General features: G+C 47.0%; 14 protein-coding genes and 1 riboswitch. Of the genes, 8 read left to right on the top strand and 6 right to left on the bottom strand.

Features of this window, described 5'->3' with window-relative positions:
• The first annotated feature begins 142 nt into the window (after positions 1-142).
• The gene (locus tag Q369_RS0103510; protein ID WP_031526406.1) at positions 143-1,114 is read left to right on the top strand and encodes an aldo/keto reductase; all 972 of its coding nucleotides are present in this window, start codon (positions 143-145) and stop codon (positions 1,112-1,114) included.
• A complete protein-coding gene (locus Q369_RS0103505; RefSeq protein ID WP_031526405.1) occupies positions 1,115-1,942 on the top strand; it encodes a helix-turn-helix domain-containing protein in 828 nt (275 codons plus the stop codon). It begins immediately after the preceding gene.
• 32 nt (positions 1,943-1,974) lie between these two features.
• On the opposite strand, the gene Q369_RS0103500 is transcribed toward Q369_RS0103505, so the two are convergent.
• Positions 1,975-3,084: a fatty acid desaturase family protein gene (locus Q369_RS0103500; RefSeq protein WP_031526404.1), complete on the bottom strand. Its 1,110-nt coding sequence runs from the start codon at positions 3,082-3,084 to the stop codon at positions 1,975-1,977.
• A gap of 315 nt (positions 3,085-3,399) precedes the next feature.
• On the opposite strand from Q369_RS0103500, the gene Q369_RS0103495 reads away from it, so the two are divergent.
• A complete protein-coding gene (locus Q369_RS0103495; protein ID WP_031526403.1) occupies positions 3,400-4,056 on the top strand; it encodes a response regulator transcription factor in 657 nt (218 codons plus the stop codon).
• Positions 4,057-4,145: 89 nt separating this feature from the next.
• Here the strand turns inward: Q369_RS0103495 and Q369_RS28185 are convergent, their stop codons facing one another.
• The gene (locus Q369_RS28185; RefSeq protein WP_051663895.1) at positions 4,146-5,255 is read right to left on the bottom strand and encodes a GAF and PAS domain-containing protein; all 1,110 of its coding nucleotides are present in this window, start codon (positions 5,253-5,255) and stop codon (positions 4,146-4,148) included.
• Positions 5,256-5,632: 377 nt separating this feature from the next.
• Between Q369_RS28185 and Q369_RS0103485 the strand changes: the two genes are divergently transcribed.
• Entirely contained in the window at positions 5,633-7,333 is a 1,701-nt protein-coding gene (locus Q369_RS0103485; protein WP_031526401.1) for a hypothetical protein, read from the top strand.
• Between the two features lie 64 nt (positions 7,334-7,397).
• Here the strand turns inward: Q369_RS0103485 and Q369_RS0103480 are convergent, their stop codons facing one another.
• Entirely contained in the window at positions 7,398-8,162 is a 765-nt protein-coding gene (locus tag Q369_RS0103480) for an arsenate-mycothiol transferase ArsC (protein WP_310588965.1), read from the bottom strand.
• A 48-nt stretch (positions 8,163-8,210) separates the two neighbouring features.
• Between Q369_RS0103480 and Q369_RS0103475 the strand changes: the two genes are divergently transcribed.
• From Q369_RS0103475 to arsB, 4 genes are read left to right on the top strand one after another with little or no spacing between them, the layout of a single operon-like run.
• Positions 8,211-8,543, top strand: a complete 333-nt coding sequence (locus Q369_RS0103475; protein ID WP_031526398.1) for an ArsR/SmtB family transcription factor — start codon at positions 8,211-8,213, stop codon at positions 8,541-8,543.
• Between the two features lie 47 nt (positions 8,544-8,590).
• Positions 8,591-9,172 (top strand): DUF6428 family protein, encoded by a 582-nt coding sequence (locus Q369_RS0103470; protein WP_051663894.1) that lies wholly within the window; start codon positions 8,591-8,593, stop codon positions 9,170-9,172.
• Positions 9,173-9,188: 16 nt separating this feature from the next.
• The gene (arsN2, locus tag Q369_RS0103465; protein ID WP_031526395.1) at positions 9,189-9,638 is read left to right on the top strand and encodes an arsenic resistance N-acetyltransferase ArsN2; all 450 of its coding nucleotides are present in this window, start codon (positions 9,189-9,191) and stop codon (positions 9,636-9,638) included.
• Positions 9,635-10,669: an ACR3 family arsenite efflux transporter gene (gene arsB / locus Q369_RS0103460; RefSeq protein WP_031526394.1), complete on the top strand. Its 1,035-nt coding sequence runs from the start codon at positions 9,635-9,637 to the stop codon at positions 10,667-10,669. Before arsN2 ends, arsB begins: the two co-directional genes overlap by 4 nt.
• A 109-nt stretch (positions 10,670-10,778) precedes the next feature.
• Here arsB and Q369_RS0103455 read toward each other — a convergent pair whose 3' ends face one another.
• The 3 genes from Q369_RS0103455 to Q369_RS0103440 all read right to left on the bottom strand — a co-directional run.
• Positions 10,779-12,107: a voltage-gated chloride channel family protein gene (locus Q369_RS0103455; protein WP_051663893.1), complete on the bottom strand. Its 1,329-nt coding sequence runs from the start codon at positions 12,105-12,107 to the stop codon at positions 10,779-10,781.
• 35 nt (positions 12,108-12,142) lie between these two features.
• Positions 12,143-12,210: riboswitch (Fluoride riboswitch) on the bottom strand.
• Between the two features lie 126 nt (positions 12,211-12,336).
• Entirely contained in the window at positions 12,337-12,708 is a 372-nt protein-coding gene (locus Q369_RS0103450; protein WP_084165633.1) for a response regulator, read from the bottom strand.
• A 448-nt stretch (positions 12,709-13,156) separates the two neighbouring features.
• On the bottom strand, positions 13,157-13,691 hold a 535-nt coding region (locus tag Q369_RS0103440), incomplete at its 5' end, for a T9SS type A sorting domain-containing protein (protein WP_035332961.1).

The following is a 13,691-nucleotide window of genomic DNA, read 5'->3' as shown; positions in this document are numbered from 1 at the left end:
GGCAATGTACTTCCCTGTATCCGGATGTGCTGCTGAGTTAAGTTTATTTAACAGTTCAGTTGTGTAGCAGTTGAGCCGTACGGACAAAACCTTTGAGCCGCAGAAGCAACTCGCACGCGGCTGGAAACCTGAAATTTGTGTCATGGAAAATATCACAAAAATTCAGCTGGGCCACAATGGTCCGTTCGTGTCCAAGCTAGGTTTGGGCTGCATGCGTATGTCGTCGGTCTGGGGTGGACCTACCGCTGACGAAACCGAAAGTATCGCTACGATCCACGCCGCGCTGGATAGCGGCATCAACTTTCTGAATACGGGAGACTTCTACGGCGCGGGTCACAATGAAATGCTGATCGGTAAAGCACTTAAAGGCAGGCGCGACGATGCATTTATCAGTGTCAAATTCGGCGCTATCTTTCACAATGGTCAATGGTTGGGAATGGATTTGCGTCCCGTTGCGATCAAGAATTTTATCAACTACTCGCTGACGCGGTTGGGAATCGAAACGATCGACCTGTACCAGCCGAGCCGAATGGATGGCAGCGTGCCCGTAGCGGACATCATCGGAACGGTAGCCGACCTGATCAAAGAAGGAAAAGTGCGTTACATTGGTGTATCGGAAATCACAGCCGGGCAGCTTCGCGAAGCCAACAGCATTCACCCGATAAGTGCATTGGAAATCGGCTATTCACTGGCCGACCGTCAGATTGAAAATGAACTGCTTCCCGCGGCAAAGGAACTGGGCATTGCTGTCGTGGCATTTGCAAATACCGCGGAGGGTCTATTGACCGGCGATATGAAGGCGCCACTGTCGCAAGACGATCACCGTAACCATTTTTCTCGCTTTGAAGGCGAAAACCTGGTGAAGAACCTGGAAAAAGTAGAGGTATTGAAACAGTTGGCCAGTAATAAAGGTTGTACGCCAACACAGGCTGCAATTGCCTGGGTGAATGCGCAGGGTGACCATATAATGCCTTTGGTGAGCATGAGCCGCCGGTCGCGTTTGCCTGAAAATATCGCGGCGATGGATATCGTATTCACGCCGGAAGAAATGAATACCTTAAACACTACTTTTGCGCCAGGTGCTATCCTAGGCGGCACTTACTTACAGCGCTAAATGACCAGTCCAGCAGAAATACTCCCCGGCGTGATCTTCTATTCCTACCTCTCTACGGAGCGGAAAGAGAAAGTTGCTTTCTGGAACCACCCTACATTGATATTGCAGGTTTCAGGACAGTTTACCCTGGAAACTTCCCAGCAAAAGATCTCAATGGCAGGGGGAGAAATGCTGCTGGTCGGCAAAAACCAGCTGGGTACGCTCATTAAAACGCCCGGACCCAGCGGTCACTACGAAACTATTGTGATATCTCTGCAGGAAGACCTGCTGCGCAGGATCGCGCTGGAAGAGAAGCTGGAAGCAGAGCGGAAATACATTGGTCCGCCCAATATCCTGATTCCAGTCAATGAATTTCTGCAGGGATATTTTCAATCCATAGTCCCCTACGCGCGCAGCTCGGGCGCGGAGATGACGGACGAAATGGGCATTCTGAAAGTAAAGGAGGGAGTTAAACTATTGCTGCTTGCCGTGCCCGCGCTTCGCAACTTTCTATTCGACTTTTCTGAGCCGTATAAGATCGATCTGGAAAGGTTTATGCTTCATAATTTCCATTTCAATGTACCCATTGAAAAGTTCGCTCAGCTTACCGGCCGCAGTTTGGCAGCATTTAAACGGGATTTCGTAAAAACGTTTGGTGCCCCGCCGCGTCACTGGCTGCAGGAAAGACGGCTGACCGAAGCAAAGCACCTCATTGAAACGAAACATGAAAAACCTTCGGCCATTTACCTCGATCTGGGGTTTGAAAGCCTCTCGCATTTCTCCCGTTCCTTCAAGAAAAAGTTCGGCATAGCGCCCACTGCATTGAACAATGGTATTTCGATGCAATGAATGGCTGGTAACCTCAAAACCAGTGTTCACGCTTACACGATACCTTCGTTCAGCGATGGAGTGCCGAAGCGTTTCAAACTGGCGATATGTGATTTCACAGCCGTAAAGAAAGTTTTGTTTTCAAGATACGACAACCCGAATTCACTTGCAGTTTGTTTGACAATGGGAGCGAGTTTCGGATAATGGACGTGACAGATTTTGGGAAACAAATGGTGCTCAATTTGGAAATTTAATCCACCGATATACCAGCTTAACCACTTATTGCCAGGCGAGAAATTGACTGTTGTTTCCAGCTGGTGAATAGCCCAGTCTTTTTCAATCACACCGCTTTCATTGGGAAGAGGATGCTGTGTGCCTTCCACCGAATGCGCGAGCTGGAATATCACCGTCAGCACCAGTCCGGCAGTAAAATGCATTAACAGGAAACCTGCCAGTATCTGAAGGAATGGAATATTAAAGACAAGGGTAGGGATCAAGAAAAAGACGCTGAAATACACCAGTTTCATGACAATCAAACCGGCGAGCATTTGTCTGTTCTCAGGCTGGCTCTGCCGGTTTACTCCTGATTTGATGAAATTATAATACTGTAAAAAGTCTTTCAAAACCACCCAGTAAAGCGTCAGAATGCCGTAAAAGAAGAAAGCATACAGCCATTGAAAGCGGTGCAATGTGCCGACTTTCTCATGAGGGGAAAGCTTGATCACACCACGGTCCTTGATGTCTTCATCTACCCTGGCGACATTGGTGTAGGTGTGGTGCAGGATATTGTGCTGGAGTTTCCAGTTTGCTACACCAGCCCCGGCCAGGTTGATCGTATTACCGAGCCATTTGTTGATCGTTGCATTCTTCGAGAACGCCCCGTGATTGGCATCATGCATGATGGACATCCCAATACCTGAAACGCCAAGGCCCATTACTACCCAAAGGCACATCGCGACCCAAACGGGCGGATTGAACACAATAAGTGCGATGAATGGAAGAATGTAGCTGCTTAGTAAAACAATGGTTTTCACAACCATGGTTTTGTTAGCATAGCGGGTTTTATGATTATCAATGAAGTACTGATCTACCCTTTTCTTGAGCGTGGTGAAGAACTGGGTTTTATCTTTTGCAGCAAATCTGATCTTTTCACTATTTGACATATGGTCTTTTCGTTTTGAACTCGTTACAGACGGCCAGGTGAGAGAACAAAACTGAATCCTTCGCTATGTCATAAAGCCTTCTGAATATAAAACGCTGAAAACCAATTATTATTAGGTAAATGAAAAGAAACTACGAGAATGTTCTCAAAACAATTTGATGTTAAAATAGAATAGGTACGAACGGTTGTCGTGCAGCTGCCTTGAACTTACCAGGTGAAAAAGATAATAGTACATTGCTGGTGGAATCAGCGCGGTTTTATAATGTGATTTGTAGCAGCGTAACAGTTTGTAAGCTCAGAGCACTTACCTTTACCCATGACCGTTACCGACCCGAAGCCCATTTCATCTATAATTATCCTTGATACACACCCGGTTGTCAGAAAAGGACTGGCAGTACTTTTAACCGAAAGTCTTAAACAGACGCGGGTTGCTGAGGCCAAAAATGTGGCTGAGCTCCGTCAGACAAACGCGGATTACGGGTCAGCGCTTTTCATTATTGTGGTGAATTCTGACTTTGAGGAAGACGGGACAAACCCAGTATTTGAACTGAAATCCTTCATCCCGGCGGCTCCCATTATTTTGTACGGCGAGGAGACCAAACCGGAGCTGGTGATTTCCTATTTCAAGTCGGGCATCAAAGGATACCTTTCCAAACACAAGGACTTATCTGAACTGATTACCTGTATCAACACGGTAAGCGCCGGGAAGCGATATGTTAGTTCAGATCATATGGATTTCCTTTTTGGGTATCTGATTGATAATTATAAAAGCCTCAAAAAGACCGACCTTCTTACCCCGCGGCAGAACGAAATAGCCAAGTACCTCATGCAAGGCATGTCGACAGGATCAATAGCTGAAAAGACGGGACTACATATTTCAACCATCAGCACCTTTAAAAGTGCCATTTTTGCCAAGTTGGGCATTGATAATATTTTGAAACTGAAACAAATACTGGAAGCGGGGGAGAGCTAAGTGTGCTATAAGTCGCAGTTCATGTCAACCCTCGCCAGAGATTTTCCAATGCGTTTTCAGGTAAGGTTGTTCGCATTCAATTGAAAGGTTTACGCCGCGTCTTCGCCAAGCCGCCTTTGAGACCTCAGTGTTTCCACATACAAGGAAAGCTCGCGGACGTAATCATCCATTTTCAAGACCGAATCATGGATGTGCTCAAAGCATTGCAGTTTTTCTTCCAGGGATGTGTCTTGCTGATTGAGGAGCGGCGCTATACCCAGCATGCTGCAAATGGGCGAACGTAGCTGGTGCGAAATCATAAACATCATCTTTTCGAGTGATTCAATGTGTTTGAGATTATTCTTTTCCGCGGCTATTCTTATCGAAATGTCGCGGCAAACCAGAATGATGTCATGTACTTTTCCGACCTCGTCACGCAGCGGCGCAATCCGGCAGCTCACCCACATGAAGCTGCCATCTCTCTTTTCAATTTCTATATCCAGCCTTTGGGGCTGTTCGGTTTGAAATACGATCTGGCAGTGCTCAATGAATACGCGTTGGTATTCCGGCAGTATCATCTCTGGAATGCGCATACCAAGGAACTGTTCCCGGCTGATCCCGTCATAGCTCCGGTTGACGTAACTGATTGTCAGGGAATCGTCCACAACGGCAATGAAATCAGGCGACTGCTCAGCGACCGCAAAAAGGCGCTGGTTACTGGCCCTGTGCAGCTTTTCCGACTCGATATGAGCTTTTCTAAATTCAAGTTGCTTGATCACCCGCTTACTGAGCAGGGCAAGAGCCGATTGTTGCTGGTTAGTAAGGCTGCGTGCGACGTGATCGATCACACACAAGGAACCTAATGCAATGCCTTCGGGCGTTACCAATGGAGCTCCGGCGTAAAATTTGACATAAGGCTCACCTGTGGCAAGCGGATTGTCTTTGAAACGATCGTCAAGCGCCGAGTCTTCTACTATTAAAAGTTGATCCGGTGTTTGTACCGCATGATTGCAAAATGACTGACCTAGGGGAGTTTGAGAGATGTCCAATCCGACTTTGGATTTGAACCATTGCCGGTCAGAGTCCAGGAAAGTGATCAGTGAAATGGGAGTCCCGCATATAGCAGCGGCCATTTCCGTAATTTCATCAAAATCTGCTTGTGGCAATGTGTCCATGATCTGATAAGAACTCAAAGCATGGAGTCTTGACAAGTTATCCATAATCTACTTAAATAAAACCAAGATAATTGGTTTTTAAATAGCAGTATGTCTACTAGTCAAATTAAATTAGTTGTACAATGTACACTCTCCGCTTACCTCTTTTAGTACACCTATATACGCAGAACAACGAAATTTACGCTCTTTTGGCGCGATAAGGAGCGATCTTACTGGTTACAAGTCACAGCGGCAGCGGTAATTTCATATAAGGAAAACTAGGTTATCAAAGTCGCAGTAAATAGTTTTACGGTCGAATGATATCTCAGCGTCATACTTCTAAAGTCGACTTTTCGTCACCCGTGGGTGATCCCCCTGACTTAGCGATGGCTAAAAATGATTCTGTTACTTTTCGCAAGATTTCAACAATACCACCTCTTTGGATGAAACTGCATTCGATTATACCGATGGGTATCTGCGTTGCGCTGATCCTGTTTTTTCTTTCACTAGTGATTAGTAACTCGGTTAATGTGCCGAATGGCGATGACCTGTATTGCCTTTTACTTTTTACCCAACAATTTCAGGACGCGTCTACGTTTTCAGAGCGCTTACATCTGCTTACCGGACAATGGGTCGAGCACCGGATTGTGTATTCGCGGCTTGCAGCGCTGGTTTCGTACTGGCTCACAAGTCAGGTTAACTTTGTAACCATTATCCTGATCGGCAATGCGACCCTGGTAGGCTTCACAGTGCTTTTCTGGAAATTGATTAAGAAAGCAAATGTTTCCCTTTACTATTTAATCCCGGTTGTTCTGACGCTATTCAGTCCTGTAACTTACGAAGCCAATTTGTGGGCCGGAGCAAGCACGGTGTACATGCCGGTGGCGTTTCTCGGGTTGTTGACCATTTATCTGCTGGTATACCACGGGCGTACCGGCATGATCCTGGCTATGTTATCCGCATTGCTGGCCACTTTTTCCTTTGGGAACGGTATGTTCACTTTCGTTGCCGCCATCGCCGTGCTGCTGTACCAACGGAAGATTAAGAGTGCTGTCATTTTTGGAATTGCCGCAGTTGCTGCTGTATTTCTCTACTTTCAGGATTTTGAGGCGCATAGCAGTACCAATGCTTTCGGGGTGGCCGAACACTTTAAAAAGCCGCAGTACCTGGCTTATAATCTGTTTGGATTTGTAGGTGGAATCCTGGATTATACCGAGAATTCTAATGCCCCTGTCGTCGCTTCGAATAGCCTCGGCTTAGTGCTTGGCTTGTTGCTGTTTGTGGCTATCTGCGCTGGAAGTGTGATTTTTCTGCGGGAGCAACCCCTGGGAGGCGAACGCCCGGGTATGAGAAACCTGAAAATCGCCTGGCTGGGCATGGCCGCATTTATTCTCATGACAGCCGTGATCATGGCCTACTCAAGGACTTCTGGCGCGGCGATGAACACGCTTTCAAGCCGGTATAAGATATATTCAATGCTATGCTGGATAATGGTCTACTGTTTATGCCTGATCCATTTTAATAGAAAAAAGGTTGTCGGGATGGTGTTTGGAGGAGTTAGTTTGCTGATCTTGCTCTTCAACTACTACAATCATTATGATAAGCTTACCAACTACAAATCTTATCTGCTCTCCGGTCTTTTCAACTACACCACGAATGGTCAGTGGCTGATTTACAGGCACACGGCGTATTATGAGGGTGCGAGTAAAATGCTCAGCGATTCGATTGCAAATAGTCTGGAACCGGTCTATGCATTCAATCCGGTTTTTAACGAGCTTTCTCACAGCGCGCTGAACCGGGCAGCTCTTTTGAAAAACGTCAGGATATCGGAAGATACTACTATCGACGGTAAATTCGGGAAACGCCTTACAATACACACCGACGATTACCCATCCAGCTCGAACTATTTTAAAGGCATTTATCTGGTCGTATACAACGATACGAACATTTATCTGTTTGTCGCCAACCCGGCCAAAAACGGCCGGATTAATATGGTTACCAGGGGTGAATACTTCAAAAAAGGATTTTACCTGGATAACGATTTTGGTAAAACCCTTAAACCCGGCAGTCAATATAAGTTAGCTGTTTTCTGCCCGACAGAACATGAGAAAATCAAACGTCTCGACTATCATGTTGAGGGCTAGCGGCTGGGTTATAATCAACCGCCAGCACAGATTTCTGACCGGCTGCGAAGTCGTCGTCAGCATTTCAGACATTGATTTTTGAAAAAACGTACAGCGTTTCGGTTGCAATTTGCCTGCAACGCTCGTCGTATTGAGCCGCTTCCTGCGAAGTGCCATCAAATGCTTTAGGGTCGTCGTAAGGGACAGCCACCCGTGCTGCTGCGCCTTTTACAAAAGGACATGCTTCGTCGGCCTGGGAACAGGTCATAATCGCGCAGAAATTACTTTGGGGATTGCTGCTGTCGCTAAATATCTTCGAGAATGCTTTCAGAGGCTCGGTACCGCTTGCATAGCTTACATGATAAACGGGGTTTTCACCATCAGATGTTTTGGTAATCTCGAAACCGGCCCGCTGGCAAGCAGCAACCGCTCTTTCATTGAATGCGCTGGTCTCTGTGCCACCTGAAAATGTTTTCACATTCGGGATATTGTAGTAAGCAGCGGCCGTAGCTGCCCAGATTTGCCCGAAATGGCTGCGCCGGGAATTGTGGGTACAGATATAAGTCAGCTGCACTGGCTCAGCAGCTTTTACCTGTTTTTGAATGAATACGACAATCTTATCAAGCTCTTCTTTTCGCTCGTCGGGTATTGTTGAGAAGTCATCTTTAATCGTGTTGATGTAGGCGGCAAGCTCGGGATTTAGTGCATTGTGATTCTCCGGATTGTTGGACAGCATAGTTGCGGCGGTAGTAAAAATCGTCATGATAAGTAATGTGATCAGGTTCATATTAACTAAAACCAATAGCAGTAATTCATCGTAAAGATACGATAGATTTCGAACTGTAAACATAATTAATCGTAATATTGCAATTGGCAGATTGTCCGTTATATTTGCAGCATGGGAGTTACTAAAACCGAAATATTCACTGCGCAGCAAAACCGGATCGCGGATCTGGCCAAGGCATTCTCGCACCCGGCCAGGGTTGCAATCCTGCAATTGCTGATCGCCCGAAAGTCTTGTATCTGTGGAGACCTGGTCGACGAGCTGGAACTTGCACAGGCCACGGTCTCCCAACACCTGAAAGAACTGAAACGCATCGGGATCATACAAGGTGAGATCAATCCGCCGCGGGTCTGCTATTGCATTAACCCGGTAGTGTGGTCAGAAGCCCGGGAGGCATTTGGGGCCCTGCTGGATACATTTATACCCACCACATCCTGCTGTAACTAGGCAGGGTATTTTTTTGATTATATCAATCGTAATATTACATTTAAACAATGGAGACCATAAGCCAATTAAATCCGGTGACCCGCGGTCCGATGACATGGGGTGATTTCAAAAACACTCTCGAACAAAATCCAGATTTACACCTTCAATTCCAATATGAAGAAGGTAAGTTTGTTGATAGCTCTTACCACATTACCGAAATCAAGCAAGCGCCGATTGTATCTGTGGATTGCGGCGGGCAAATGAACAGCTGGACAGAAGTAATTGTGCAGCTCTGGGAGCCTTCAATGAAAGAAGTTGACCGGTCCATGAAGGTAGATAAGGCGCTGAAAATTGTGAACCTGGTTGAGAATACCCTGCCTTTGAACCCGAATGCTACCGTTAAAATTGAATTCGGCAATTCGAAGTTTGCTACACGGCAAATGTACCCAGGTGAGTTTGTTGCTGATGGGGAAGCGTTCACGGTCAACCTTGTTCCGGATTTCACCCAGTGCAAGGCGCTCACCCGCAACCAAAGCTGCGGTACAACATCAGCAGAAGCTTCATGTTGCGCGCCTGCACCTGCTAAACAAGAACTGGAATTGGTTACCTCGGACGGAAGCAGCTGCCAGCCTGGTTCTGGATGCTGCTAGTCAAACAAGAAACACGGTGACACTACAAATTGAAAATGCAAAGCCGGCAGAAAAGGAGTCAGTGGTCAGCTTGCTTAAAGAAGTAGGCCTTCTTACCGAAGATCTGCCTAAAGGGCTGCCGAATTTTCTATTAGCTAAGGAAGGCGGAGCACTTGTTGGTGTGGCTGGTCTTGAACTTTTTGGATCAATAGGCTTGCTGCGTTCGGTGGCTATCAGTCCTGCTCATCAAGGCAAAGGTATCGCCGACCGGATGGTCGCGCAGCTTCTGGCTGGTGCTGACCAGCAGGAACTACAGGCAGTTTATCTGATCACAACCACAGCGGATCGTTACTTCGACAGGTACAGCTTTACGGCCGTGGACCGCGAGCAGGTTCCGGAAGCAATTCAGCAAACCAGGCAGTTTAGCGGCCTTTGCCCTTCATCAGCTGTTGTCATGAAAAGGAATTTAAAGCATCAAACCACATGAATAACCCCCGTCTTTCTTTTTTAGACCGCTACCTGACCTTGTGGATCTTTCTGGCCATGCTGATCGGTGTGTCAATCGGCTACTTTTTACCCGGGGCGCCTGAATTTATCAATCAGTTTAATTCTGGGTCAACGAATGTTCCATTAGCTATTGGTTTAGTGCTGATGATGTACCCGCCTTTGGCCAAGGTGCGTTATGCAGAGCTGCCGAAGGTGTTTAACAACACCAAAATCCTGGGGCTCTCCCTGCTTCAAAACTGGATCATAGGCCCGCTGCTGATGTTTGGCCTGGCGGTAATCTTTTTGCCGGATAAGCCAGAATATATGACCGGCCTAATCATGATCGGCATTGCCCGCTGCATTGCGATGGTCATCGTCTGGAATGATCTGGCTCAGGGTGACCGTCTTTATGCGGCAGGACTTGTTGCATTCAACAGCATTTTTCAGGTCTTGTTTTATTCGGTATATGCCTACGTGTTTGTGACCGTTTTACCGCCGCTTTTCGGATTGAAGGGATATCAGGTAAATATTACCATCGGCCAGGTCGCTCAAAGCGTTTTTATCTATCTGGGTATCCCATTCATGGCTGGTATTATTTCCAGAGTGGTATTAAGCAGGTTGTTTAGTAAAGAATGGTACGAGAACAAATTCCTTCCGGCCATTAGCCCGATCACTTTGGTGGCTTTGCTGTTTACGATTGTGGTCATGTTCAGCTTGAAAGGGCAGCTGATTGTGAGCATCCCCTTTGACGTCCTGCGCATTGCATTGCCGCTGACGATCTATTTTGCTATCATGTTTTTCTCGGCTTTCTACTTGTCAAAACGTGCAGGAGCGGATTATGCAAAATCAACTTCCCTGGCATTCACTGCCGCAGGTAACAACTTTGAGCTCGGGATTGCGGTCGCTATCGCCGTATTCGGGATTGACTCTGGCGCGGCATTCGCAGCGGTGATCGGTCCGCTGATCGAAGTGCCCGTATTGATTCTGATGGTCAATTTTGCACTTAAACAACAGCACACGTTTTCCAGGTAATTGTTGAAAAGCATCGCTCAGCTTGCTTCCTGATGCATTTGCCGATAATCTAAGGAAAGCTTATTAATCTCTGTCCCAAAAAGAAAGTGTAAAAGCGGAGACAGCTATTTCAGCGTTTTTCATGAGCAGCCTTTTTTGCATTCGAGTTTAATCCCGAGAGCATCTGTCCGGCTTGGCGGCCGTAAACAAGGTGCTTGGGCTGCTCGATCCGCTGGGAACCGTAAATTCCCCGGTGTCCCGAAAAGAAGTACGCGATAATACAGGCAATCGCTACATATACCCCACATTCAGCACCGAAGAGTTCAATGGCCATCAGGATGCAGGCAAGTGGCGTGTTCGCAGCTCCGGCAAACACAGCGACAAAACCCATTCCGGCCAGCAGGCCGGTTGGCAGGGGAATAAAAAGGGAGAGTGCACTGCCCAAAGTGGCTCCGATGAAAAACAAAGGGGTAACCTCGCCGCCTTTGAAAGCAGCTCCCAGTGTCACCGCAGTAAAGATTATTTTTAATGCAAAATCGTAGGGGGGCAGCTGTGTGGTGAAGGATTCTAAAATGACAGGAATACCTAGCCCGATGTAACGGGTGGTACCAAGTCCCAGTACTGCAAGCGCCACAATGAACCCGCCGATCAGCGGCCTGAAAGGAGGGAATGCAACCTTGCTTTTGAACAGACCCCCAATGGCATGGGTCAGGTAAGTAAACAAAAGCGAACCTGCGCCGAAAACAGCCCCCGCCACGGCCGCATAAAGAACGTGGAGCGCCGAAAGCTCCGGGACGAATGGAATGTAATAGTGTGTATGACCAACCTGCCAGGCTCTGGTGGTTAAATCTGCAAGTATTGCCGACGCAAAAGCGGGGAACAGCGCGTCGTACCGTAATCGGCCAATCAGGAATACTTCAATGGCGAAAATGCCGCCGGCAAGCGGTGTCCCGAATACAGATCCGAAACCCGCGGCTATTCCTGCGATCAGGATAAGTTTTCTGTCACGTGGACGAAGGCCAAGAAGGCGGGTGAATTGATCTGCGATTGAGCCGCCGATTTGCAGTGCAGTACCTTCCCTGCCAGCCGATCCGCCAAACAAATGGGTCGCAATCGTGCCAATCAGCACAAACGGTGCCATTTTTAACGGGATAACCTTAGTGGGCTGATTGATGTTTTCCAGCAGCAGGTTATTTCCTGCTTCCACTTTTTTTCCAAAATAGTGGTACATGCATCCAATCAGAAAGCCGGCCACCGGCAGCAATGTAATAATCCAGAGATGGGTTTCCCTGAACCTGGTAGCCCAATCCAGCGAAACCAAAAAGAAGGCAGAAGCAGAGCCAACCAACAGCCCGACCAACGCCGATAAGATCAGCCATTTGATCGTAAAGAAAAGAACCGGGAACTTCCAGAAAAGAAAGGCAAGATTTTTAGGGAGACGCAAACGAGAAACTGACATGTATATATACCTACTAGTTGAACAAATATAATTTGATCCTAATAGGCGCCATCAGCCGTGTAAAGGGCGGTTTCAGCAGGAAGACACCATTTCCTGTATTGTGAGTCAAAAATAAGGCAAAAACTTGAAAGTAGCTTACGCTCTTGCAGATGACTTATGCCGCGTTGAACATTTAGAATGAAATTAACGACGACCCTTAGATCCAAATGAATGTGCCTATTTGCTGTGCTTAGTACTTAGTTGTTGCAATTACCGTGGAGATCGCGGCTGCAAGCTCCTGCGGTTTAGACTGCTTGCTAATATATGCATTGGCTCCTGCCTGCAGGATGGCGTCTGCATAAACGTCTTTCGGGAAGGTCGAATAGATAAGTATGGGTAGATTTGGCTGAGTTTTGCGAAGCAACTGCATTTGCTGTTTGTATGTGTCAGAGTCTGCACCGATGTCTGTAATTACCAAGTCCAGCTTGTTTGTAGATAAAATCGCCGCAGCGTCCTCAGGGTTAGCAGCTTCGTGCAAAAAGTAGTCGGTCGATACTTCCGACATAAGAAACCGCATACCGATCCTTAGTAAAGTTTGTGAATCGATAAATAGTATGTTCATCACATGATTATTAAAGTTAAGATTATGTCGTCAGTGAATCAGGACAATGTGCCAGGGTGACGGAAATATCTTTCGTCGCTGTCATCGGCTTAGCTCTTTGATATGGTGGCTTTTGAGCCATCGCCGAAAGTGGGTTGCATTATCTGGTCTGTGATGTACAATTTTTCCATCTGTCAGTAAGATCACAAATCCGTCTGCTGACTCAAGAAAACGTACCAGTTCCGCCGCAGAAGCAATAAAGCCATGATAGTTTTGCTCAGTACCGGGCTTCTTTTTGAAGTGGATAGATATCATACCTGAGATTACTGGAGTGCCTATGCTTAGAAGAAAATGAAAATTCATTTAAGCCCGATCTCTCGCAACCGGTTGGCTGTTCAGCCATGATCAATGTATGCATTAAGTGATAAAAATAGTCCGGCAGAGAATTTCCCTGCCGGACTGGTAAACGTTACCTGGTAACGGCTACTTTGTGTGTGCTGATAGTGCCGTCAAACAGGATCAGGGTAATCGTGTAAATTCCTTGCTGGAGCTTTGTGACGTCGATGCCTTCGGCTGACACTTTCTGGCTCTGATGGATTTTTACGCCTGATTTATTATACATAACGAGCTGCTTGACCTGATCGAAGTTGCGTACCATAAGCCTGTCACTAACCGGATTAGGGTAGGTGGCCAGAACAAGACCTGGTTCCAGGTAAGCAGACCGGATGCCGCTATAGGAGAACGTCAGATCTTTATCGATCATTTTCAGACGGTAGTAGTTGTTGCCGCCAGCTGGATTTACATCCTTGAAGGTGTACTCAACCGCACTAGCGCTTTCGCCTTGCGCCACCACCGAACCGATTGTTTCCCATTGCTTACCAGAAAGGCTACGCTGGATTTCGAAACGGTCACTGTTTGATTCAGCCGTCGTCTTCCAGGTCAGTACTGCAACTTTCTCAACTGCTTTTGCATCGAAGCTTACCAATGTCACTGGTAGCGGGGAG

Source organism: Dyadobacter crusticola DSM 16708 (assembly GCF_000701505.1).
Lineage (GTDB): Bacteria > Bacteroidota > Bacteroidia > Cytophagales > Spirosomataceae > Dyadobacter > Dyadobacter crusticola.
Note: the sequence above shows the minus strand (reverse complement) of the source record. Positions and strands in the feature narration are given on the sequence as shown.